At 41.0% G+C, this 23,640-nt stretch carries 16 protein-coding genes; 2 read left to right on the top strand and 14 right to left on the bottom strand.

Annotated features, from left to right (window positions below; all coding sequences use genetic code 11):
* Positions 1-77: 77 nt before the first annotated feature.
* The 13 genes from L0657_RS17070 to L0657_RS17010 form a co-directional block, all read right to left on the bottom strand.
* The gene (locus L0657_RS17070; protein WP_235151960.1) at positions 78-1,004 is read right to left on the bottom strand and encodes an anti-sigma factor domain-containing protein; all 927 of its coding nucleotides are present in this window, start codon (positions 1,002-1,004) and stop codon (positions 78-80) included.
* Positions 1,001-1,546, bottom strand: a complete 546-nt coding sequence (locus L0657_RS17065) for an RNA polymerase sigma factor (RefSeq protein ID WP_235151959.1) — start codon at positions 1,544-1,546, stop codon at positions 1,001-1,003. Before L0657_RS17065 ends, L0657_RS17070 begins: the two co-directional genes overlap by 4 nt.
* Before the next feature lie 377 nt (positions 1,547-1,923).
* On the bottom strand, positions 1,924-2,652 hold the full coding sequence (gldF, locus tag L0657_RS17060; RefSeq protein WP_235151958.1) for a gliding motility-associated ABC transporter permease subunit GldF: 729 nt from the start codon (positions 2,650-2,652) through the stop codon (positions 1,924-1,926).
* A gap of 111 nt (positions 2,653-2,763) precedes the next feature.
* Positions 2,764-3,279: a DUF4199 domain-containing protein gene (locus L0657_RS17055; protein ID WP_235151957.1), complete on the bottom strand. Its 516-nt coding sequence runs from the start codon at positions 3,277-3,279 to the stop codon at positions 2,764-2,766.
* A 59-nt stretch (positions 3,280-3,338) separates the two neighbouring features.
* The gene (locus tag L0657_RS17050) at positions 3,339-3,899 is read right to left on the bottom strand and encodes a DUF4199 domain-containing protein (RefSeq protein WP_235151956.1); all 561 of its coding nucleotides are present in this window, start codon (positions 3,897-3,899) and stop codon (positions 3,339-3,341) included.
* 72 nt (positions 3,900-3,971) lie between these two features.
* Positions 3,972-5,255, bottom strand: coding sequence for a dihydroorotase family protein (locus L0657_RS17045; RefSeq protein ID WP_235151955.1), 1,284 nt, complete (start codon positions 5,253-5,255; stop codon positions 3,972-3,974).
* Between the two features lie 143 nt (positions 5,256-5,398).
* On the bottom strand, positions 5,399-5,779 hold the full coding sequence (gene gcvH / locus L0657_RS17040) for a glycine cleavage system protein GcvH (protein ID WP_235151954.1): 381 nt from the start codon (positions 5,777-5,779) through the stop codon (positions 5,399-5,401).
* Positions 5,780-5,856: 77 nt separating this feature from the next.
* A complete protein-coding gene (gene sprA / locus L0657_RS17035) occupies positions 5,857-13,035 on the bottom strand; it encodes a cell surface protein SprA (RefSeq protein WP_235151953.1) in 7,179 nt (2,392 codons plus the stop codon).
* A gap of 110 nt (positions 13,036-13,145) precedes the next feature.
* Positions 13,146-13,736 carry a Holliday junction branch migration protein RuvA gene (ruvA, locus tag L0657_RS17030; RefSeq protein ID WP_090341385.1) on the bottom strand — a complete coding sequence of 197 codons (591 nt, stop codon included), beginning with the start codon at positions 13,734-13,736 and terminating at the stop codon, positions 13,146-13,148.
* Positions 13,737-13,768: 32 nt separating this feature from the next.
* Positions 13,769-15,604, bottom strand: coding sequence for a LysM peptidoglycan-binding domain-containing protein (locus L0657_RS17025; RefSeq protein WP_235151952.1), 1,836 nt, complete (start codon positions 15,602-15,604; stop codon positions 13,769-13,771).
* A gap of 238 nt (positions 15,605-15,842) precedes the next feature.
* Positions 15,843-17,285: an Asp-tRNA(Asn)/Glu-tRNA(Gln) amidotransferase subunit GatA gene (gene gatA, locus L0657_RS17020; RefSeq protein ID WP_235151951.1), complete on the bottom strand. Its 1,443-nt coding sequence runs from the start codon at positions 17,283-17,285 to the stop codon at positions 15,843-15,845.
* Between the two features lie 91 nt (positions 17,286-17,376).
* Positions 17,377-17,586, bottom strand: coding sequence for a twin-arginine translocase TatA/TatE family subunit (locus tag L0657_RS17015; RefSeq protein WP_137338602.1), 210 nt, complete (start codon positions 17,584-17,586; stop codon positions 17,377-17,379).
* Positions 17,587-17,655: 69 nt separating this feature from the next.
* Positions 17,656-18,087: a YkvA family protein gene (locus tag L0657_RS17010; RefSeq protein WP_235151950.1), complete on the bottom strand. Its 432-nt coding sequence runs from the start codon at positions 18,085-18,087 to the stop codon at positions 17,656-17,658.
* 193 nt (positions 18,088-18,280) lie between these two features.
* Between L0657_RS17010 and mdh the strand changes: the two genes are divergently transcribed.
* Positions 18,281-19,207, top strand: a complete 927-nt coding sequence (gene mdh, locus L0657_RS17005) for a malate dehydrogenase (RefSeq protein ID WP_235151949.1) — start codon at positions 18,281-18,283, stop codon at positions 19,205-19,207.
* A 76-nt stretch (positions 19,208-19,283) separates the two neighbouring features.
* Here the strand turns inward: mdh and L0657_RS17000 are convergent, their stop codons facing one another.
* A complete protein-coding gene (locus L0657_RS17000; RefSeq protein WP_235151948.1) occupies positions 19,284-20,660 on the bottom strand; it encodes a hypothetical protein in 1,377 nt (458 codons plus the stop codon).
* Between the two features lie 83 nt (positions 20,661-20,743).
* On the opposite strand from L0657_RS17000, the gene L0657_RS16995 reads away from it, so the two are divergent.
* Positions 20,744-23,602 (top strand): triple tyrosine motif-containing protein, encoded by a 2,859-nt coding sequence (locus L0657_RS16995; RefSeq protein ID WP_235151947.1) that lies wholly within the window; start codon positions 20,744-20,746, stop codon positions 23,600-23,602.
* Positions 23,603-23,640: the final 38 nt, after the last annotated feature.

Raw genomic sequence — 23,640 nt, 5'->3', positions numbered from 1 at the left:
AAGATAATGGAAACACCCGCAACAGAAATTCTGATACGGGTGTTTTGCATTATACTATAACTCTGAACTGCTAGCGGTTAAACTTTACCCATCACGAACATATCTTCCATTGTTGGACTTGGACTTCCTCCGGTCTTTTCGAGCGTGATAGCAAATGCCACAGCACCCGGATTCGCTTGTTTCATTTTCAGTACTTTATGAGAAAATTCCTGGTCCAGAACACCCATATCGACTGGCTTCCCATCTACGATCGTCCAAAGCTGATACTGTTTACCCGCAGGAGTTGCCGGCAAGTTTTGAACGTCTAGTAAAACGTCATTTGTTTTTGTATCCCAGATCGCAGCAACTATACTCTGCGGAGATTTTTCCAGCCCCGCCATACGCACTACTTTATGGTGTGGATTTCGGTAAAGACTCGCTAACGCATCCTTATATTCCGCATCCTTTTTAACGACATCCATATCAGATTTCAGCACGGCCATTTCAGCGGCATATTGTTCATTTTGCTTTTTAACACCTGACATTTGAAGCGCGGACCATCCGAACAGTGCAGCGAACAAAATAGAAGCAGCCACTGCAAACTTTGCCCAGGAAGGATATATTACAGTCGCTCCGGAATCAGCAATTGTCGCATCTGTATTAACTTCACGTGCCTGCCCTGGTTGAACCTCTGCTCTAAAATCACTATCAACAGGCAATTTTTTTATATTATCGTCAGACTGAACCAATGTAGGCTCAGCACTGATCGCTTCTGTAGATTCAGGTTCTTCTGTAACCTCATCGAAATTCATCTGAGCAAAAAGCGTCTCCTTCAAAAAAGCCGGTGGTGGTGTCTGATGTTTTAGTGCATATTGCTCCAAAGCGCTCTCCGTGCGCATCAACTCCTCTTTTATCTCTGGATAAATATGAGACATACACTCCACTTCCTGCTTCTCCTGAGGAGAAACGGTGCCCAATACATATTCCTCTAATATACCGGACTCTATGTAGGCTTGGATATTCATACTGCAAAGTATTGTTTTAACTCTTGTAATGCTGTTCGGATTCTTGATTTCACTGTGCCCAGTGGTATCTTCAATTCTTCGGAAATTTCTTCATGTGTATAACCCTGAAAATAGGCCATATCAATTAAAATTTTCCGCTCCGGCCGAAGCATATTAACGATTGATTTCATGTCCGAACTAACGGTATTTAACTCTTCACTGGTGTCGCGCTCGTTTAGCGCAACCCGATCGTCGATATCGTCCATGATCGGCTTTCTGCCCTCAACGCGTGCGGCATCGATCGCACCATTACGGGCAATATTTAAAATCCAGGTAAAAAGTCTACCCTTTTCCGGATTGTACGAGGCGATGTTTTTCCAGATTTTCAAAAATGATTCCTGTAACACATCAGCAGCCCGCTCCTCATCACGCAATGTTTTGCATATTATATTAAATAATGCCCCAGAGTAGTGATCGTAGAGGAATTCAAATGCAGTCCTCTCATTTCTTTTGAGAGCCACTACAAGTTCTTCTTCCGAATATTTTACTTTGCTAGTCGCCAAGAGTCGCTTAACATTAAATTTTATATTTCTTATTGGCAAGCTAATAAAATTTCCTAAGATCTGTTCAACTGGTAAGTATATTATTACCCACCTTTGACCATAATCCGAAATTGTTTGACATCCGGACGAAGACGTCCCAATTATCAAGCTTGATAAATTGATCATCTTAGTGTGCTTTTCATTATATACGTGAAAAGCAGAATCTTAGATCAATTCAATTAATTAAGTTCAAAGAGATTATAAAAAGTGTTTATAAAGTGCGGCTTAATGTGATCAAATCATACAGAGAAACGACTATTCCCTTATTGAATCGTAGTTCCGGTTAAACTTTATCTTTCCTTAACAAATAGTCCTGGCCTTCATTTTCAATGCAGGTATTATTTGCGGAGCTGTTCCACGCGCCAATGGGTCAGGAATAGAAAGAATACCATGAGACTTAAAAGGTAGACTACATTACGTGAGTCAACTAACCCTTTCCCTAGGGCACGATATTGTTCATCCAGCGCGGTCCAGGAGAAGATATCGGCGCCAAATCCACTTCCTAATAACGCTGATATGGACCCAAAACCAACGTACCAGATAAAAGCAAGAAACACGCCAAGTATAAACGCAATAATCTGATTTTCATTCAGGGAAGACGACCATATCCCCATCGAAACAAGAACGCCACTGAAAAGGGAAAGTCCGATATAAGACCCAAAAACAGCCGCTGAATCAATATTCCCGACCGGGTTTCCTAATTTATAAATGCTGATATAATAAAGTATCGTCGGCAGTATAGTGAGTAATACTAAAATCCAGTTTGCAAAAAATTTACCAAGGATCAGCTCCCAATTCCTGATCGGTTTCGTAAGTAGTAATTCAAGTGTTCCAGTCCGGCTTTCTTCTGCAAGCGAGCGCATCGTGATGGCAGGGATCAAAAACAGAAGAACATAAGGTGCCAGACTAAAAAAAGCATTCAAGTCGGCGTATCCATAATCCAGAACATTCGAATCAGGAAATACCCAGACGATAAGTCCGACAGCAATCAAAAAGACCGCCATCACCATATAGGCAACCAGCGAATTAAAAAAACTACCTATTTCTTTTTGAAAAATTGCAAACACTTTTGGAAAGAAAAATTAAGAATAGAAACAAAAATTTGTTTGATTGTCAACGGACTGAATACTATTTATATTTCAAAATAGATCGTATCCTCCGAGTAATAAGAAAAAGTTTTATTCGAAAACAGGCTTGTCCCGGCGCAGAATCGCAGCAATAATCAATGAAAAAATGAATCCAAGTAATAAGAATCCGAATACGCCCGCAGCAAACATTATCCCCGGAGAACTGAATTTTTCAGAAATCTCCATATAGTTGTCAATTTGCGAATCGTCCAGGCCCTGCGCTTCCATATCTGCTCTTGCTTTGTCCAATATCTGAGTCCTGATCGTTGTATCAATGAAACGTACATAAAACATTGAAAACATCGATGAAAAAAAACCTAAAATAGCAGAAACAAGACTTCCCAAACCTAAACCTTCACCATAACCCATGAATCCCTTGTTCGTCTCCCGGTATTCCTTCATAGCCAGGTAGATCCCAACAATCATGATGAGATACGATACCATTGCCAGCCACTTATTTTGTGACTGACCTGACACGAAGGTGATTGTCGTGAAAATAATAATAGCAACCGACGTTAAAATTCCATATTTAAGCGCTGTACGAGCAGTGGATGCTTGTTCTTCCATAATGATCCGTATGTAAATTTAAAGCATGAAGAGGTTTTGAAATGCGACTGTTGGTAAATTTAGGACTTATTGTGAAACACACCATAATCCTGCTTTCTGAAAATCAACGTGATAATCAGAATTGGAATGATGGATAGCAAGAGCTTCTGGCTGATTTCATTTTTTATAACAATAGACGGATCGTTGTCCCTAATCTCGTTATAAAGTTTCATGAACTCCGCTTCACTCAGATAACTTAGCTGATCTTTCCGATTTGTAGTTAACAATTCCAGACCTGCCGAAATGTAATCTGTAAAAACACTTGGATCTATTTGTGTAATAAATAGGTAAATCAGCCAACCGTTCAGGATCGCCGCAACGCAGGTAATCACATAACCCATGCTCAAAGCCTCCCAAAGATGCAAAAATCCCCCACCGTAAGTTTTTCTGTAATACCAGCATGCTCCTGAAATCAGAATAGCAAAAATCCCCATATCAAACGCTCTGATATTTCCCAATGGCATAATCTGTAAGGCATATAGTCCAAGAAAAAAAGCGAATGCGAGTATTCCTGTAATCCCGCCAAAAACCAGCGATACCTTTAAAAGCGGTTTGTCAAAATAACTTAATATTGATTTCATAATGAATTATAGTAGAATGACAGATTAACAAACAGGAAGTCCCGTTTGTTAATCTGTCATTCAGAAATGAATTTAAAACCAGTTCAGGCTACCATTGTTAAAAACTCCGCGAACGGCACCTTTTAACGTTTTACCTAAAAATGGTGTATTTTTTGATTTCGAATAAGTCTTCTCGAAAACCCATTCTGTTTCTGGTTCAAAGAAGGTAAGATTAGCCGCCAAACCTTCGGAGACGCCAATTTCTTCCAGTCTTAATATAAACCTTGGCTGAGAGGTGAATTTCTCAATGATATCTTCGGTATTGAGTCCGCTAAACATTACTGCAAGCGAATATGCCGTTTCAAGTCCTGTAATCCCAAAATCGGCATGATCAAATTCCAGGTTTTTGCTTTCCTCATCATGCGGTGTATGATCTGAAACAATCGCATCGATCGTTCCGTCCGATAAGCCCTGGCGAATCGCGTCATGATCTGATGCTGAACGGAATGGCGGATTGACTTTCAAATTGGTATCAAAATCAATAAGATCATTGTCTTCATACGCAAGCTGATGCGCAGCGACGTCACAACTTACAGGCAAACCTTTTTTCTTGGCAGCCCTTACTAAATCCACGGCTTCTTTTGTAGAAACAAGAGAAATGTGAAGTATGGGCTGACCAGTCAGTTCAATTGAAGATTTCTCCAACGCATATTCCAGCAATTTCAAATCACGGTTCAGCATCATTTCCTCCGCCAGAGATGGCATTCCTTTCATCCCTATCAATGTACTTGTAATCCCTTCATGCATCTGCCCGAACACAGTCAACTGACGATCTTCCGGACGGTTCATCAACAACGCATTTAAAGGCTGCAAATACAAAATTGTCTTCAAAAAAAGATCAGCGTTCTGGACCGGATGTTCCCCGTCCGTGAACGCGATAGCACCGGCCGTATGCAGATCGATCATTTCTGTAAAATCTACACCCTCAGCTTTTCGCGTCACAGCAGCTGCGACGTGGAGTTTAACCAAACCGCCACGACCTGAATTTTTTATGTAATTTAATGTGTCTTTGCTATGAACGACAGGTTCAGAATTTGGCAGCAAAACGATTTCTGTAAACCCACCGTGAGCCGCTGCTTCACGAACTGAATCAATATCTTCCTTCTGTTCAAAACCCGGGTCACGGGACGCTACCCGCATATCTACCCAACCAGCCGAAACGCATAAGCCATTTCCTTGTTTTTCTTCCGCCCCCTCTTCCGACAACGCATCACCAATCTGAGCAATTTTCCCATCCCGGATCAATATATCTTTAACCTGCCCGTGAAAAGGAGACTTTTTATCAATGATTCGAACCGATCGAATTAATACTTTCATAAATTATTGTGACCGCAATACATGAATTTACTCCAAAAAATAAACGAAGGAAATTCGTCCGTTTAGTCTGAAAAATTCTCTATTTGATATCTTCTATTTTAACAGGCAAAAAAAAAGCTCCCTTCGGAGCTTTCAATCTTTCATCAGGCACCAATGAATTGTTTGTAATCTTCAACAGAAAGTAATCCTTCGGTGTCCTCAGGATTCGCCAAAGTTATTTTAACCATCCAACCGCGTCCGTAAGGATCAGAGTTTACCAGTTCAGGTTCACTGTCCAATTCATCGTTAACTTCTGTCACTGTTCCGGCAACCGGAATGAACAAGTCCGAAACCGTCTTAACAGCCTCAACAGAGCCAAAGACTTCTCCCTTTCCGAGCGAATCCCCAACTGTATTAATGTCTACATACACGATATCACCCAATTCTTTCTGAGCGTGATCTGTAATTCCGATAAATGCCGTATCTCCTTCAATACGGATCCATTCGTGATCTTCTGTGTACTTTAGTTCTGAAGGGAAATTCATGATATAATTAGAGTAAGTTTTGAAACGTATTTCAGACGCAAATTACAGGATGTAGTTTGTATTTTCCAAATCGAATTTTATTCCGCCAGATTGAACTTCAACTGGACACCGCCCGAAGTGCTGGAACGATAAAACGAGTTAGATACCAACGGATCGTTAAACGTCCTGTCAAAATAGAATTGGCAACTCAATCTGTTGTTCACGACATAATTGATTGTCGGGTGAAGCTGGAAATTGATGTTACCTGCAATCGGAATATTTTCCCCGTCGAACTTGCGCTGAATATGGCGCGTATCACGGAAAGTCAAACCAAGCTGCATGGTCATATCGTTTTTCAGTTTCTTCTTCACACCATTAATCTTGAATGGAAGCGGAACATTATTTTTCGTAAAACCAATATTAACCGTCACATCCTGATTGAAAAGTTCGGCTACCTGAGAATTGGATAGATTTAGCGCTACCGTCCTGTCCCGGTTATAATCTACGCTTCCCGTTATCCTGCTTTGCGTACGGAATGTCACCCCAACGAGTGGAGCAAATTTTTCCGAAAGTGTAATGGTGCTCATTGAGAAAACCGGCACATACTGTCCCAGATAATTTGTTTTAGAAGATAACGGATAACCCGTTACTGCCAGGTTAACATACAATGCTTCGTAATCAAGATTTGAAGTAAAGTTACCAACACTGTAAGTCGATGAATATCGGTGCTTCATTGTAAAGCTGCTGAACAATCTTTTAAATGCCGGAAGTCTTGCCAGACCGTCATAATTGATATCCCAGTTTGGCATCGGGAATTTCAGGAATGGATTCGTACGAACGGTCGCGGGGTCCTTTCCAGTGTATGCTGCGAAGAAAGAAGAAATAAGTACATCCTGAGAATTTTCATTATACTCCCCGCCGCCACTGGTATTTTCAGCATTAAGGCGGTCTCTCAAAATTGCCCGGTATGATATAAATTTATCAAAAACCGGCGAAGAATTATCTCTTCTCATTTTAGCAAATGCTGTTCTAAAAGACATAAAAGACATACTAAACTGGCCATTCCGTAACGGGTTCTGGTGTGTAAAGTCGCCTGTCGAGTCCGGCCTGTAAAACTCCTGATAAGCATCCTGCCGTGTCAGCCTTACTTCGATCTGCATCCGGAAATCCTTGAAGGGTTCCAGTGAAGTATTGGCTGCAAAGTTTTTCGCAATGGTTTGCTGGAATGGCTGGTTCTGTTCCTTACTTTTCGTAATCCATCCGTTCGCCGCAGCTTTCGTCTGGAAATTCCGATCTTGTTCTCCAAGTACAAAACCTAGTCCGGGTGCATTTGCATTATCCAGACCAAAATATTTTGGCGCACGTAAATAACCCGGAAGTGCCGTTGTTTCCTGCACGGAATAACTGACATTGATACCACGTACCGTCATCAAAACACGGGTTATATTTTTCAAAAGATCAGTTGTACGTAAATCGATGTCTTCAATGTCACCAGGACTTCTCGCAAAATTCTTGCGCTGTGCTGATGGCGTATTGGCAAATTTCAGGTAACGCAATTTGTTATAAAGCATCACAAAATCCACCTTTCCAGTAATACCTCTTTCGCGACTATTCCTGATAATATCACCAAAAGGAAGACTATCAGCATCCATAAGACCAAATGCATTTGCCTGATAATTGTACCCAACCGAATGCGAATAATCCGCAGTCATCCAGTCAAATAGCGGAATTTTATCCAGAGGCAAGCGATAAGTAAGCTTGATTTTCTGATCAAAATTCTTGATCCGGCCCAGATTTTTAAAGTTACTCCAAAGCGAATCTCTTTTTTGTGACGTATTCAAGTCGCCCTGGGGCTCGTCGATAATCGCGTTCGCAGAAGCATTATACATCAGCGTCATGTTCTTCGTCAGGTTCCATCCGAAATCGTAATAACGGTTAAACCAAAAATATTTTTCGAACATCGGCGTCATGCCTTCCGTTGTCAGGTCTGAATTTCGAAGCTGCGTTCTCGCAAAACGCCGGTCAACGTCAGTTCGAATTGAAACCATATTGGGAAGCAATGTCAAGTTAAAATCTCTGACAAATTCTGCATAGCGGTTTGTCGCCTTCATGTTTTTGAAGGGTTCAAAAGGCTTTGGCTGGCTGCTGTATATGTAGGCAATTCCACCCTTATACATTCGCTGCGAATATTCCTGCGTCAGGATATTTCTTCTCGTATCGTCACTGAAAGCATAGGTAAAGGCAAAGTTTTCAAAATCATAAAAATGATTTTTCGCTCCTGGCTTCATCTTGATTTTCCTGACATTTGAAAAATTAATACCTCGCCGTACAGCATTTTCCTCCACCAAACGCCGGTATCCATCCCGTTCTTCATCAGACTGTAAATTGCCCAGGGAAGTCGATAAGGGAGTATCAGGATCGAGCGGATCGAAATGCGGTTTCACATTTCTTCTGTCATAACTTACAAACAAAGGAATACTGAATCCCCACTGCTGCGGCAACAATTTATCGACTGCGATATTAGAAGAAAAACCATATTCAGTAGTCAGGTTACGGGAGCGTTCTCCTATGCGTTGCTGCACACTTCCAAACCCAAAAGTCTCCACACGGCCGGAAGCTGTAACCGTTGCAAAATCTGCAAGTTTGGCGTTTAGTTGAGCAATTGCTGCCCAGCCGCCCTTGTCATCAAAGCCTTCGGCATGCATTTCGTCCGTCCAAATACAGAAACTTTTCGCACGTTCGTCCGCTGATTTTGGATTTCTCATACCGATCATCATGACACGAACGGCACTTAAATCCGGATTACCAACAACTGTAATTTTATATCTTCCGTCGCTAGTGGTAATCGTGTAGGGGATACTTTGATTCTTGTCAATACTGCGATTACGCTCTGCTTTCGCACGAATCAAATCGTCCAGCGCAATATTCAATTCATTATTTTCTGGCCAGATTTCTTCACGAACCGCGGTATTTTCACGCGTCGACTGCAAGCCTGAAATATCTATTTCGTAATAATTCTGAGTAAGGTCCGTTCCAATTCTCATGAAAGCGCCAACCATTCCGTTTTCGTTATCATCATTCTGCATGTGGATATACATACGCAGACGCTTACGGAACAAAAGATCCAGATTTACATTTTTAAAAACTGCTCTCGAATCACCGTCACGAAGATTCGTTACGCAAAGACTCATCGACTGCTCATTCAACTGCAAACTTGGTCTCTGGGTAAAATCCTGATCCCGCTCCCAACCCGGAGGTAATTGATAAATGTATTTTTTGTCTGTGCTGCTTGCCGGATTTACCGCCACGCCATTTTCCTCAATACTCACAGTTCCAACCGTAAATTTAGCATCATAAGGTTCAGGAACTTCCTGTAAACCCGCGGCATCCAGATTGTAAGTATATTTCCGGTATTGCTGCCCGATCATTTGCAACTGCGCAAAACGAAGCACGACCGGCTGCTGGAAATCTGCCAGGTACATACGCATGAAACGGATGGATTTAAATCCATTAATTGTTCCAACCTGACTGGTAAATTCTTTAATCGGCACACGGAATAAATACCAGTTTTGCGTGCCGCCATCACTGGTTGTGGTGGTTTTATCAACAATAAAACCGCTACCAACACTCAGTTGATTTGGTTTCAGGTCAATTGAATATTCATAATATGCCTCGTTGTCATTGATCGTATTATCAACGTTCATATCCTCTCCATCAGGAATACTTCCCGATGCAGGTGTTACCTGCGAAGAGTTTCCAAGACTTTCAGGAGAGTTATTTTCCATACCGATATATTCTTTGTACCGTTCGAGAATTTTTAAATCTTCTGCATCCTGCTCTTCACCTAAGAAATATTTAAAATCATCTCCCGACGGATCTGCGAGTATTCTTGCTCTTGCTTCGGCGGTAAGATTCGCTGGCAAACGATCCAGATATTCCTTGAAAAATGTTCTTTCCTCTTCACTGCTCAAACCATCCAAACCAACATCCTGCTTTTGGCGGGCACCAGATTCATTACTGAAAGCATTGATCAGATATTGAGATTTTGTCACCTGTCCCCAAACGGTTTGCTCAACATTTTCACCAACAATTTTTTCCGTAAGCGGAAGGCCATTTTCAAAATTGTAACGCTCATCAGGTATCACATCCTCCGAAATGTCACCCAAATTGAAAACAAGCTTACCGCCCGTTGTGTTATTCTGAGGATTTGCTGATCCGTCACGGACAACACCATTTGGTCCTGTTACAAAAGGATCCAGCATCCAGAATTCAATACTTTCAATATTGGCATTATCAAAGTCATTGTCCGAAGTGATAGCCCGGCTTAATCCACCAAAGTTTTGTCTTGGATTTTTCAATCGTCCATTCGCATCCAGGTCAGTATTGAAGTTATACATACCTCGTTCAGTTGGATAGTATGCAATGTCCAATACGTTTTGAGGATAATTGATCAAACCTGCGACCGAACGATTCGGGAAAATATCTTTTGGAAGATATAATTTTTCATAAACGTTTTTCCGGTCATCATCCGTGATATTGATTGGAGACTGCGCTGCGCCTCCTAAACCGGCTGCGCCTCCAAAAAGGTTGTCAATAACATAAGCTGATATTTTCGCGCGTTTGTATGCGTAATCCAGCGTTTTCCCGTCAAATCCCTGACGATACTGAGGTGGCACAGCAGACAAACGCCATTTTTGTGGTTGTCTTGCCAAATCATAAACGGTTCTTGTCGATTCAAAATCATCAATAAGAGAGCGGTTATTCACTTCCTTGGAAACGCCCGGCAACAATTGCGCAAATTCAGCTTTGAACTGAATACTCGACATTTCCTTGGTTTGCAATAATGGAAGTGCGTCAAGCCAACGCGTCAGGAATGGAACATTTTTGCGGATGTTCACATTAAAGCCAAGCATGGTATTGTTAACCGGTTCGTTTCCGATTGCTACGCGGGTTAGAAATCCGGCAGGTTTTTCCTTATACCGGATTGCTGTTAAACCTAAACTGATATCGCGGTTAACAACATAGTCAAGGTGCGTTCCGAGTAGCGTCCGTATCTGGTTCTGGAACATATCCGGACGTTCATATTCAATGACAATTTCCCGTCCTGAATTCATCACGCTGCCGTTCAAAATACGAACTCTCCCTATCTGCGCTTCTACGATATAATCTGACCCGGCAGATAAAGGAACGCCGCCTGATGTTACAGTTACAGAAGTTTCCAGAACGCCATAAGGCAATGAAACCTCAGCCCCGCCGCTGGATTGGTATGAACCTTTGATATAAAATTTGTTACGTTCTGTAACTTGCTGCGCATCGATCATTGTCGTGCGATAGAGCTCGTTAAAAACATATTTTTTACGAAACGCATCCTCGCTCAACCTTGCGTTAAGATTAGAGCCAAACGGTTCCAGTACTGGAAAAAACACGCGACCTGTTTTTGTATCAATGGTCACGCCGTCAACAAAGTCAAAATTACCGTCCGGCTGCAAATCGTTTACAGGATTTAACCTGTCAAGTCCCATCACACGAATCAATGGAATATTGGCAAGATTACTTTCCTGTAAATTTGGGTTATCAATACCGGTTAAATCGTCTTTGTAAATAATGCGTAACTGAAAACCGGTTTTATCAATTGAGCTTGTCCCAAGGGTATAAACGTTTTTCATCATCAAATCCCACATCGGCAATGTTGTATTATTCCGAATTGTAGATGATTTGATCAGTTTCAACGCGATAACTTCATCATCCTGACGGTTCTGGTAATCTTCGGTCAGTTCCCCTACTTTGTATGACCTTCCGTTGAAAGTATACTCGTAAGCAACGGCAAGAACCTCATCATTTCTTAGTGGTGTCGTAAGGGAAATGAAACCCAATTGTGGACTGAAAGTATATTCACGTTCTGCAATGAGCCTTTTTGCTCCTCTTAACAATTCGTAGTCTACTGTTTTTTCAAGCCCTAAATTGGTGATTGCAGAATTGGCATTATCCACCTGACGGAATCCGGGATTATCAGTCAGTGTTTTGTATAACCCGTTTGTGGCATTGTCAGCCGGCTGATTCGCACGAATCGGCTGAATATTTGGATTTCCTGTTTTGTAAGGAGCAGGTTCACCAAGATCTGTGAAACCGACAATATTTCTTAGTGATTCTGTTGTGGTTGTTCTGTTTGTAACATAAACTTCCATCCGCGTCACGGTAACTCCGGACGTAATTTGAGGCGTGTTTCTTAAAGCACTTTCATATTTATTCCTGAAATACTGAGACAGGAAAAAGTTTCTGTTTTCGTCATAATTATCAACGCGAATTTCAAAATCACGGCTTTGCGCACCTCCGCGCAAAACGATTCTTTCCTTGCTCGAACGCTGTTGAGATGCGACAAAAGTTGCACTCAAACGTCCAAACTGAAATTCAGTTTTTAAACCAAACAAATTTTGAACACCCGGTATCAGCTGGCTATTAATAGCCCAGTTAATATTTCCGGCCTCAATCTTACGGAGAAAACTTTCTTCAGGGTTTTTATAATTAAGTTTTAAAGCATTTTCAAAATTGAAACTTGCCTTGGTATCAAAATTGGTAAGAAAACCCAGCCTGTCTCCCAGATTAGCATTGAAATTAATTGCAATCTGTTCATTAAAAATAAAATTGGTATTACGTCTTTGACGAATAGGAAGAGCAGGATTATCAATAAACTGATTCATCACACCAATATCCAGCGCCACGAAACCAGTCGGTTTAAAATCAAGGAAATTGTCACCAAGGATTTTTGACAAAGCAGGCGGCACGTCAAGTTTAGGCAGAAGGCCTCTCGCTCCCATCGCACTTTTCCCATCTTGCCTCGATGAATATTCGCGCAGCAAACTTTTGAAGGCACGATCTTCCAACGCTTTATCATACGTTTCCATATCCATACTTTCAGGCGCCCGATAATCGAGATTTCCTGATGGAGTCTGAATATTTTCAGTAACAGCAATTTTGCCGGAACTGTCTAGTAAAATATTGGTGGAAATATTTGCCGGATCTTTGAGATAAAAAGGCGAACGCGGCCTGGGTTGGGCAAATTTGTTGGAATAAAAATCTTTCCAACGCATGATCAGCTGATTGCCTGAGCGATCAACATTTCTGCGAGTCGTATCCGGAATCGTATCTGCAAGTATAGCCCAGTCGGCCAGAGCTTCGGAATTAGATTCAGTTTTATCAAAAGAAGCCGTTGCCAGCAGCAAAGCTCCGGATGAGATCGTAATAGCCTTAAAGAGGAATGAGTAAACCGTTGATGACAAAGCTTAATACTTTATTTTTTGAGGGTTTTCTTCGATAATCAATGTCAACATATCCGACGCAACGGTAAAAATCCTTTCCATATTCCTGCGCGATTTATTTAAAATCCTCACTAGCGAAGTGCCAATTTAATCAACTGCTCCACCGTAATTTCGTACCCCTCGCGTTTGATGATAACATCCAAACTTTTCTCCGCAGTCGCCTTCGGAATACCCAGTGTCACCAGGGCAGCCAGAGCTTCGCTTTTCAATGCATTATTCGAACTTGCAGGCGTTTTCACACCCGTAGTAAGCATTGCATCTTTGCGCATTTTATCACTTAATTCAAGAATTACCCGCTGGGCTGTTTTTAATCCGATTCCTTTAATAGACTGGATCAGACGTAAATCTTCGTCGATGATACCCTGGCGGATTTCCGGCGACGAAAGGGAGGAAAGCATGACTAAAGCAGTCGATGGCCCTACACCCGAAATACTGATCAAATCCAAAAAGAGGCTTTTCTCATCACTTTCCAGAAAACCGAAAAGCACATGAGCATCCTCACGTATGTTTAGATAGGTTACCAATTTGCACCGCTTGCCAACATCCGGCATAGCAGTGTATGTCTGCAATGAAATACGAACTTCGTAACCCAGACCCTGGACATCAATAACGGCAAATGCAGGATCTTTGTAAGTTACTGTTCCGTCAACGTAGGCAATCATATATTTATAGTATGTGCGTTAAAATAGCTTTTCTAGCTTGAAACAATGAGTTTCATACCAGGTTTAATCTCATTTCCTCTGATCTTGTTCGCCTTTTTCAAATCATCGATTGGTAATCCATAACGTAGGGAAATGTTCCAAAGCGTGTCACCCTGCTGAACAGTATGGTAACGCATTTTGATATGTCTTGATCTTCTTGACTCTTCCTTCTGCGCTTGCTGTGATTTTGCAGACAATGCCAGTGTCGAGGTAGATGCTTCTTTGGTGTCTCTATAAACAATTAATTTTTGTCCGCTTTGAATCGCACTTCTCCGTATGCCATTCCATTTTCTCAATTCAGCGATTTCGACATCATATTTTTTTGAAATTGATTCAAGCGTCTCTCCACGTCTTACCGTATGTGAAGATTTTTTTTGCTTAATTTTTGAAACAACAACAGGCTCTTCCTGATAATCTTCACTTGTATCCTCCGCCTCTTCGTTCGATGCCAAAGTTGTTTCAACGGTAGTATCTGGTTTAACCTGCTCCTTTTCTACATTTTTAGAAGCAATTAAAGTTGGTCGGACAGTAACTTTTACATCTTTGTAAACTACCAATCGTTGTCCTCTCTGCAATGAATTTCTCCGAAGGCGATTCCATCTTTTTAACTCCGCAATCTGAACACGGTATTTTTTGGAGATGGATTGCAGAGTCTCTCCTCTTCTGACTGTGTGAGATGACTTTTTAGAAACTACCTTAGTGTTGCCAGCAAATTCTTCGCCTTCCCCGTCTCCATTTACATAAGCAAAAGGAAATGCTCCTTTAGAATTATCAAAACTGGCTAAAACTGCTCCTGCCGGGATATACCTGCGTGTGCAGGAATCCATAATTACACTTCTATTGCTAACCAGATAAGTATATTTAACGCTTGGTATTTTAAGAACAAAATCACGCGTCTGCTCAGGAAGCATTGTCTTTGTCAACTGAGGATTCAGTTTGTTGAGCTCAGCAAAATCAATTCCGCTTTGCTGACAGAAGCTTGCAAGGTCAATGTAACCGTTAATATGGATCGTATCATTCGGTATCTGATATTCAGGGTTTTGTGCGTACACCCCATGATCATTTCCATAATTCATCATGTAGTTCATCGCCACATATTGCGGAACGTAAGATCTTGTTTCTTTTGGAAGTGCATTATAAATCCCCCAAAAAGTAGTTCCATGAGAACGTCTCATCGCGCGTTTCACATTTCCAGGGCCTGTGTTATAAGAAGCCAAAGCCAGCTCCCAGTCTCCAAATATGTTGTAAAGTTGTTTTAAATATCTACACGCCGCATCTGTTGCCTTGGCAGGTTCAAAACGTTCATCGACATAACTGTCCTGATATAACCCAAACTCACGGCCTGTTGCAGGCATAAATTGCCAAAGTCCACCAGCCCTTACACGAGAAAGTGCAGTTGGATTCAAACCTGACTCAATCATAGACAGATATTTTAGCTCTGTCGGCAAACCATATTTTTGAAGTGTCCTTTCGAATAAAGGGAAATATAAAGGCATTTTTTCCATCATTGTGATGGTAAAATTTGTCTTTTTGTAGATGAAATATTCGACAAATTCATGAGACGACTTGTGATATGTCAAAGGAATCGACTTTTCAAGTTTCGCAAAACGCTCTCTTAATAATTCTTCCGGAATGGCAGGCGTTAACCCAATCTCCTCAACCGTCGGAATTTCCGGGATTTCCGCATTTTCATCTGCGACCGCCGCAATTCCGAGCGTATCAGACTCAATAATTTCTAATTTCTCTTTTTGTATTGTCGCCATCACCGGCGAATCCCACATCCCTACACACACGGCTCCAAGCCACAATACTCTTTTTGAAATCCTCATTAATTAAAGCTTTTTGATGGGTTAGCGATTCCTGTTATCAAATAGTCAACGTCTGATGATGAATACCTTATGAAAATAACTATCTTAATTATAGGCGATTTCTGTAATTTTTTTCAGAAATCTGGTAACTAGGCACAGTTTTTTTATTGTAATTTCTGTTAATACTATCGAAACCAAACTGCCGCCTTTTTAAATACTTACGAAAAATCAGGTAAAAAATTATTTGCCTGATGATGTTTTATGCTTCAATATTTTCTTTCAAAGTTAAAGAAAGATGGTTAGCAAAAGAAAGCATTATCTCTTCTTTAAAGAAAGGAGCCATAATTTGTATCCCAATTGGCATACCGTTTTTGTCAAAACCGTTAGGTATAGAGATGGCAGGATTCCCAACGACATTGGCCTGTACTGTGAAAATATCGGCCAAATACATTTGTAACGGGTCATCTGTCTTCTCACCAATCGTAAATGCTGTGGTTGGCGTTACCGGCGAAATAAGAAAATCAAATTTCTCAAAAAATCTTTCCGTTTCTTCACGCACTAACCTTCTAACGCGTTGCGCCTTGGTATAGTATGCGTCGTAATAATTGGCACTTAAAACAAAAGTACCCAATAATATCCTTCTTCTCACTTCTTCGCCAAAACCCTCGGTACGCGTGTTTTTGTAAAGTGCTTCTAAGTCGCCCGTTTCAGTAGATCTGCTGCCATATCTAACACCGTCAAATCGTGATAGGTTGGAGCTGGCCTCAGCGGTCGTTAAAATATAATAAGTAGGTAATAAATAATCAAGAAGCGGCATTTCAACTGGTGATACTTCATGCCCTTGCGCACGAAGCCGGTTTAAAAGGTCCAGCGTATGTTCCCTGATTTCAGGAGCAATTGCCTCGTTTTCAATCGTATCAAGAATATAACCAATTCGTGCTTTTCCGTTCCAATCAAGGTTTTTTGTATAATCCGGAACGCCCTTCGCAGATACAGTACTATCAAACGCATCAGCACCGGCCATGATTTCCAGAAGCAAAGCAGCATCTTCGACACTTTTGGTGATTGGCCCGATGCAATCAAATGAGGAAGCATAGGCCAGAAGTCCCCATCGTGAGACGCGGCCATACGAAGGCTTTACGCCGACAACGCCGCAAAAAGCAGCCGGCTGACGAACGGACCCACCGGTGTCACTCCCCAATGAAGCGTGACACAATCCTGCCTGTACGGCAACTGCCGATCCTCCGGAAGAACCACCAGGGACTTTCGTATTATCAGCCGCATTAAGAACAGGACCAAAGGATGAGTTTTCATTAGAAGATCCCATCGCAAACTCGTCACAATTCTGACGGCCGATCACGATAGCATCTTCGTCTAAAAGACGTTGAACTGCTGTCGCAGTAAAAGGGGAATGGTAAGTATTCAGAATCTGGCTTCCGGCCTGAACAGCGTGTCCTTTATGAGCGAGCACATCTTTCAAACCTATTACCAAACCGGCAAGCCTGCCAGCAGTTCCATTCTGAATTTTTATGTCAATTTCAGCAGCAAAGCGAAGTGCTTCTTCTGAATAGACTTCAACGAAAGCATTTAAATGGGCATTGGACTCAATCCTTTCCAAATAATGACTCACCAACTGCACGCAGGTTAAACCTCCTCCACGCAAATCATTTTGTATATCGGTTAGCGTCGGGTACTCTTTCAACGTTATTATTTTTGGCGGGTAATAAATAAAGAATCAGAGCCATTAAGTTTTTACTAAACGGCTCTGTTATATACTCAATACGATGGAAAAACTACTTTGTGGTAGTATCTTCCATGCTTTTCTCAATATTTTCTTTTACGTCTTTCGTAGCATTCTTAAATTCGTTGATACCCTGACCTAAACCACGCATCAACTCAGGAATTTTCTTCGCACCGAAGAATAGCAAAACAAACAAGGCTACCAGAAAAATCTCTTGTCCACCTAACCCCATAATTCCACCTAAAACAGTTACTGATTCCATATCTATTCTTTGATTATATGTTTACAAAAATACTTATTATTTCGAAAAGAACTAAAATAATCAGACACTTTATCCGATATTAATTGTTTTTTCATTCTTTTCCCATTCACTAAATTTAGCAATATCATCCCCCAAAGTCTTGATTAGCCACAAAACCAGGGCAAAATCATCTGCAATTCCGATAACTGGCAGAAAATCAGGTATAAGGTCAATCGGAGAAACGAAATAGATTAGAACTGCAACGATCGAAACGAGGCTTTTCCACGGAAGCGTTCTGTATGCTCCGGACGAATATGCCTTAACCATACGAACCAGTATCCCAACGCTCCCCTGAAATTCGGCCAGATTTCCTTTAAATCCAACATGCTTTAATTTACTTACTACCTGGCCAACCAGCTCAACAAGACGACTTGTATTACTTGCATACCTACCCGCTTTACCTGTTGCTTTTTTAAAAAAAACAGACTTTAAAATTTTCGCTATCAATGATTCATTGTTCATTTCCCTAAGTAAAGAAAAAGTGGTTTGAAATGCCAATATAACTATCTAATTACGTAAAAAATTGCATTATGGATCAAAGCATACCAGTTTTTAAACAAAATTTAAATCCGTGAGTGGTTTTAACAAATTATGTAACCTATTTTTAGGGTATATTTCAAAACATTAATTTTTACACAATTAAATACATTTTTTTATGAAGATTACTGTCGTAGGCGCTGGCGCCGTGGGTGCAACCACAGCCGACAATATCATTCGTCGCGAATTGGCGGAAGAATTAGTGTTGCTGGATATCAAAGAAGGTGTGAGTGAAGGAAAGTCATTGGACATGTACCAGACAGCTGCATTGCTTGGTTTTAATACCAAGCCGGTTGGCTCAACCAATGACTACGAAAAAACAAAAGGTTCTGATGTGGTTGTAATCACCTCGGGTATCCCTCGCAAACCTGGCATGACACGCGAAGAATTGATAGGAATCAATGCCGGCATAGTAAAATCCGTAACTGAAAATGTGTTAAAATATTCACCAAAGGCCATCATCATCGTTGTTTCCAATCCAATGGATACAATGACTTATCTCGCTTTCAAAGAAGCCGATATTCCTAAAAAACGCATTATCGGTATGGGTGGTGCTTTGGACAGCGCCCGTTTCAAAACATACCTGGCACTTGCGATGGATGTTTCTCCAAGTGATATTCACGGTATGGTGATCGGCGGACATGGCGACACGACCATGATTCCTCTGACACGTCTGGCAACCTACAACGGTATTCCGGTAAGCCGTTTTTTATCTGCCGAAAAATTGGAACAGGTTGCAGCGGATACGATGGTTGGTGGAGCAACGCTTACAAAATTAATCGGCACCTCAGCCTGGTATGCACCGGGTGCAGCGGCCGCTATGATGGTTGAAAGCATTGTACGCAACCAAAAACGAATCGTTCCCTGCGGAGTTTATCTGAACGGTGAATACGGACAGAAAGATATTTGTATGGGTGTGCCTGTGGTTCTTGGCCGTAATGGATGGGAGAAAATCATAAATCTCCGCCTGAGCGACGCTGAAAAAGCGGCTTATGAAAAATCTGCAGAAGCGGTTCGTGCAATGAATGGCGCACTTACGTTCTAGTTAAACAAAATAGAGAAGTCAGCCTTTTTCTTAGTTGACTTCTCTATATTCTTCCTTAAATATTTTTCTCCAAGGCTTAAATAGAAATCTGATACTGCAAAATCCAGGAACCTTTTCTTCCATCTTTTCCCAGCTCATTTACCTCCGGCCCGTTTTTATAAACCGGGCGGTTTTCGTAGTTTAAAGTCAACTTTGCATTACTCCCTTTAATAATCCAGTTAATACCAAGATTAAAAAGGTTCATCGGATCTTTCAAACGTTCGTAATCTGAATGCTGCACAGAGGCAAACGGCATGAGGGTTCCCTGACTACCAATTAATCCATCCTTAAATTTATATCCTGCCTGTGCATAAATCACATTGCCCGTTCCGAACATCGGATAAGCATTCCCATGTGTTCCACTAACGCCTGTGATAGGCAAATTGGTACCAGTTGCAGGATTCATGCTGCCATTGTAGCGAAGGTAACCTTTGCCATAATCAGTATAAAAATAGCCCAGGTAAGCAGACACACCCGTTCCTTTGTCTTTGTTGATCGGTATATCCAGATAAGAAGCGACTGACCATAAATTCATGCTGGAATATATAGTGTCAACTCCTTCTCTTCTCCATGTCGCGTTTTTCTGCCCGATAAAACCCGCTTCAATATTCCACACTTTCCGCTTTCCGAGATACGTCCCTGTCATATATCCCGGTGTGGTGTTGTCTTCTGTATCAAAAATGTTGTAGATCAATAAAGCATCGAACTGCTTTTTATGTTTCTTTTGAGCAAATACAGCATTGGTACCCAACGCAGCAGGAACTCCACCGCTTGTCTCAATCGGGAAAGGGTCAGCTATACTGACACGATAATTGATTTTACCAATTTGCCCGCGGCTGTAAACAGCAAGTTTCCTTGAAAACTGATCTGTCTGATCCACAGTGGCCTGTGCAAAAATTGGTACATCCATTGTCATGATCGTCCCAATGCTTGGTTGCGAGAAACGGGACAGACCATTAACAATAGTCAACCCTCCGCCAAAACGAATAAAATTATTTCCTTTTCTGTGCACTTCATATTCCCCTACCGCATCGTGAAAAAATGCAGCAACTTTCCTGTTACTTGGCGTACTAGTAGTATTATAACTTGGGAAACCATTTGTTTTGTTAAAGTTGTTAAGACCAAACTGTGTATAAAAAAATACTCTGTCAGTAATTTGGCCGAATAATTGCATGCGTGTCCGCCTCAACCCAATATCAAAAGTTTGAGAAGCTGGATCACTGAGGACAGTAGTTCCGGGATTGTTATCATTAAGTCGAAGCCAAACCTGATTTGTAAAGGTAAATTTAACATAATGTGAGCCGGACGGATTAAGGTTATATCGGATATCACTCTTGTTATTTTCATCTACCGTTTTAATCTGTGCCATTGCGACAGATGAAGCCATTAAAATCAAACAAAGTACTTTTTTCATTCCCATGCGTTATTTTTTTCAGATACGAATGGTGTATCTTAACCCCGAATAATTAAATAAATATTATAAAAAAGCTAGTTAAAATGATATTCCTCGTAGAGAAAGGAGAAGGATTTTTCACTCCTTTTTACTATCATATTTTAAAACATAAGCATAGGTTAAACGGGGTTTTACTCCTTTTACTTGTGTTATTTTCTGGTGCATTTGCACAAGAGACGCCTCCGCTTGTAAATTTTCCCAACACTATTTATAAGGCACACAACCAAAACTGGGCGATTGATCAAAGTAAAGACCACATCGTTTATACAGCAAATTCTGATGGTTTGCTTGAATATGACGGTGCTGCCTGGAAATTATATCCCTTCCCAAACCGCCAGATTGTCCGGGCGGTATTGTGTGATACGATGCCCAACGGTGAATCGAGAATTTATGTCGGAGGTTATTCTGAATTTGGGTACTGGAAGAAAACAACTAATGGTCAGCTGATATACCACTCTTTGAGTAAGGCCGCCAATTTTAAAAGTTTACAAACCGAGGAAATTTGGCATATACTGAAAGACGGAAAAAATATTTACTTCCAATCCTTCGCCCGAATTTATCGCTATGACGGAAAGAGAATAACAGAGCTGAAAACAAAAGACAACTTTATGTTCATGCGAAATGTCAGGGGCAGGTTGTATGTACATTTTCTGAACAAAGGGATCTACGAATTGATCGGAAATAAATTTGTGATTTTGAAAGGCTCGGAGTTTTTTGCATCAACGGTCGTTTCAAGTATCCTGCCTTTTTCGGGAAATAAAGTATTAATCACAACAACAAGACATGGATTGTTCATTTATGAGAACGGAAAATTCACAGAATGGAAAATACCACTGGCTGAGGAATTAAAACAAAACATTATAAACAAAGCAGTAATATTAAGCATCGACAGCAGTTATGCATTTGGAACCATCTCAAAAGGTCTCTATGTAGTAGACAAAAATGGAAATTTAAAATTTCATTTTAGGAAAGAAAATGGTCTTCAAAACAATACGATACTTTCCCTTTTTGAAGATCGCAGCCAGCATTTATGGCTAGGTCTCGACCAGGGAATTGATCTCATCAAACTTGCGTCACCTTTTATTTCATATCAAACGAACGACAATCCTCTTGGATCAACCTACGCTGCGGCTGTTTGGAAGGGGAATTTATATGTCGGATCAAACAATGGAGTTTTTGTAAAAAAATGGATGTCTATTGAGCCATTTCGTGCAATTCGTGGCCTGGAAGGACAAACCTGGACGTTAAAAGTTGTAAATGGGCAATTGTTATGCGGGCACAATGACGCGACTTTCAGAATTGAAGAAAATGGGATCACTAAAATATCTGCTGTGAATGGCGGATGGCAATTTTTGCCGGTTGTTACAAAAACAGACACAATATTATTACAGGGTTCTTATACAGGATTACATATTTATAAAAAAGACAGGACCGGCCTATGGACTTACCAATTTCCAATAAAAGGCTTCCCACCAGTACCTGCTAAACAAATTGTCAGGACACAGGACGGCTCATTCTGGATTGCTCATGCCTATCGAGGATTATACCATGTCATTTTAAACCCAGCACTTGACTCTGTCATTTCCTGGAAAGCGTATAAGGCGCCGACCGATATTCCCAGTGAATTCGCCACCGAAATTACACCCTGGCAGGAAAATGTGCTTGTCAGATCCGGCAACAACTTCTTTACACCCAACAAGCAAGATAAATTAATACCATACAAAAATCTTGGCGGTAAGGAGGACGAAGAGTTTAAAATAAGATCCGGTGTCGATAATGACTGGTTCAAAATATATCCGAACAGGATTATCTTCCACGGCAATAATGACCCGCGGACGCTACAATTATCTCTGGTTCGAAACAGCGAGACCATCATCCCACTTGCTAATCATTACTATTTCTTTTGTCTTGACAATGGGTATGCGCTGTATAATCGCAGGCAGGATGAACAGCCATTTTTAATACCACTCAGGCCAGTAATTAGGAAAGTTTTAAACCTTCGAAATCTTGGAGAAATGTTTAAAACAACGGACGAAACTACATTGCCAATTGATGTAAGATCTGTCAGAATCGTTTATGCGCTACCGGTTTTTGGTCAGGATGTGCAATATAAATACAGACTAAAAGGACTTTCAGAACAGTGGTCAGAGTGGACAGACAAGAGTTATGTGGAATATACCAATCTTTCGTCTGACAAGTATACGTTTGAAATAAAGACAAGTTTGAATGACGAAGTCACGGCTTACCACTTTACTGTGACGCCATATTGGTATGAAACGGTTTGGGCCAGACTGATTTTTGTTTTATTAGCTGCCGCGCTCCTGACGGGAATTATCATATTTCAAGAAAAAAGACTTGTCAGACACCGACAAAAATTACTGGAAGAACAGGAAGAAAAGTTGCGTCAACAAAAACTAATAAATGAAAGACGAATTATAGAAATACGTAATGAAAATCTTCAGAGCGAAATAAAAAACAAAAGTCAGCAGTTGAGCAACGTTGCAATTAATGTTGTAAAGAAAAACGAAATTCTTCAGGAAATCCGAGACGAGCTGCAGCAAGTGAAGCAGGAACTCGGGCAGCAGTTACCAAATATTCACTACCAAAAATTACTTCACAGTATTGAAAGAAATGTAGCTGGTAAGGACGACTGGGTTTTGTTTGAAGAAAATTTCAACGAGGTTCATGACGAATTTTTTAAGAGGTTAAAAAATGTATGTCCCGCTATTTCGCCATCAGAGCTGCGCCTCGCAGCTTGTCTCAGAATGAATTTATCAAGCAAAGAAATGGCTCCCGTCATGGGAATTTCCGTTCGAGGAATTGAAATTAAACGTTACAGACTTCGCAAAAAGCTGAATTTAGACAACGATCTGAACCTTACTGAGTACATGATGGATGTATGAAATCATGAGACGAAACCGATATTTTTACAATAAAATAA

The sequence above is a fragment of the Dyadobacter sp. CY345 genome, assembly GCF_021502725.1.
In the GTDB taxonomy this organism is placed as follows: Bacteria; Bacteroidota; Bacteroidia; order Cytophagales; family Spirosomataceae; genus Dyadobacter.
The sequence above is the reverse complement of the archived record's forward strand: the minus strand, read 5'-3'. Positions and strand labels throughout refer to the sequence as shown.

What these genes read in the sequence shown, in the direction of transcription:
- L0657_RS17070 (WP_235151960.1), bottom strand. Translation starts at nt 1,004, where the DNA reads ATGAATATCCAAGCCTACATAGAGTCCGGTATATTAGAGGAATATGTA.
- L0657_RS17055 (WP_235151957.1), bottom strand. Translation starts at nt 3,279, where the DNA reads ATGGAAGAACAAGCATCCACTGCTCGTACAGCGCTTAAATATGGAATT.
- L0657_RS17050 (WP_235151956.1), bottom strand. Translation starts at nt 3,899, where the DNA reads ATGAAATCAATATTAAGTTATTTTGACAAACCGCTTTTAAAGGTATCG.
- L0657_RS17045 (WP_235151955.1), bottom strand. Translation starts at nt 5,255, where the DNA reads ATGAAAGTATTAATTCGATCGGTTCGAATCATTGATAAAAAGTCTCCT.
- gcvH (WP_235151954.1), bottom strand. Translation starts at nt 5,779, where the DNA reads ATGAATTTCCCTTCAGAACTAAAGTACACAGAAGATCACGAATGGATC.
- ruvA (WP_090341385.1), bottom strand. Translation starts at nt 13,736, where the DNA reads ATGATTGCCTACGTTGACGGAACAGTAACTTACAAAGATCCTGCATTT.
- L0657_RS17025 (WP_235151952.1), bottom strand. Translation starts at nt 15,604, where the DNA reads ATGAGGATTTCAAAAAGAGTATTGTGGCTTGGAGCCGTGTGTGTAGGG.
- L0657_RS17015 (WP_137338602.1), bottom strand. Translation starts at nt 17,586, where the DNA reads ATGGAATCAGTAACTGTTTTAGGTGGAATTATGGGGTTAGGTGGACAA.
- L0657_RS17010 (WP_235151950.1), bottom strand. Translation starts at nt 18,087, where the DNA reads ATGAACAATGAATCATTGATAGCGAAAATTTTAAAGTCTGTTTTTTTT.
- mdh (WP_235151949.1), top strand. Translation starts at nt 18,281, where the DNA reads ATGAAGATTACTGTCGTAGGCGCTGGCGCCGTGGGTGCAACCACAGCC.
- L0657_RS17000 (WP_235151948.1), bottom strand. Translation starts at nt 20,660, where the DNA reads ATGAAAAAAGTACTTTGTTTGATTTTAATGGCTTCATCTGTCGCAATG.
- L0657_RS16995 (WP_235151947.1), top strand. Translation starts at nt 20,744, where the DNA reads ATGATATTCCTCGTAGAGAAAGGAGAAGGATTTTTCACTCCTTTTTAC.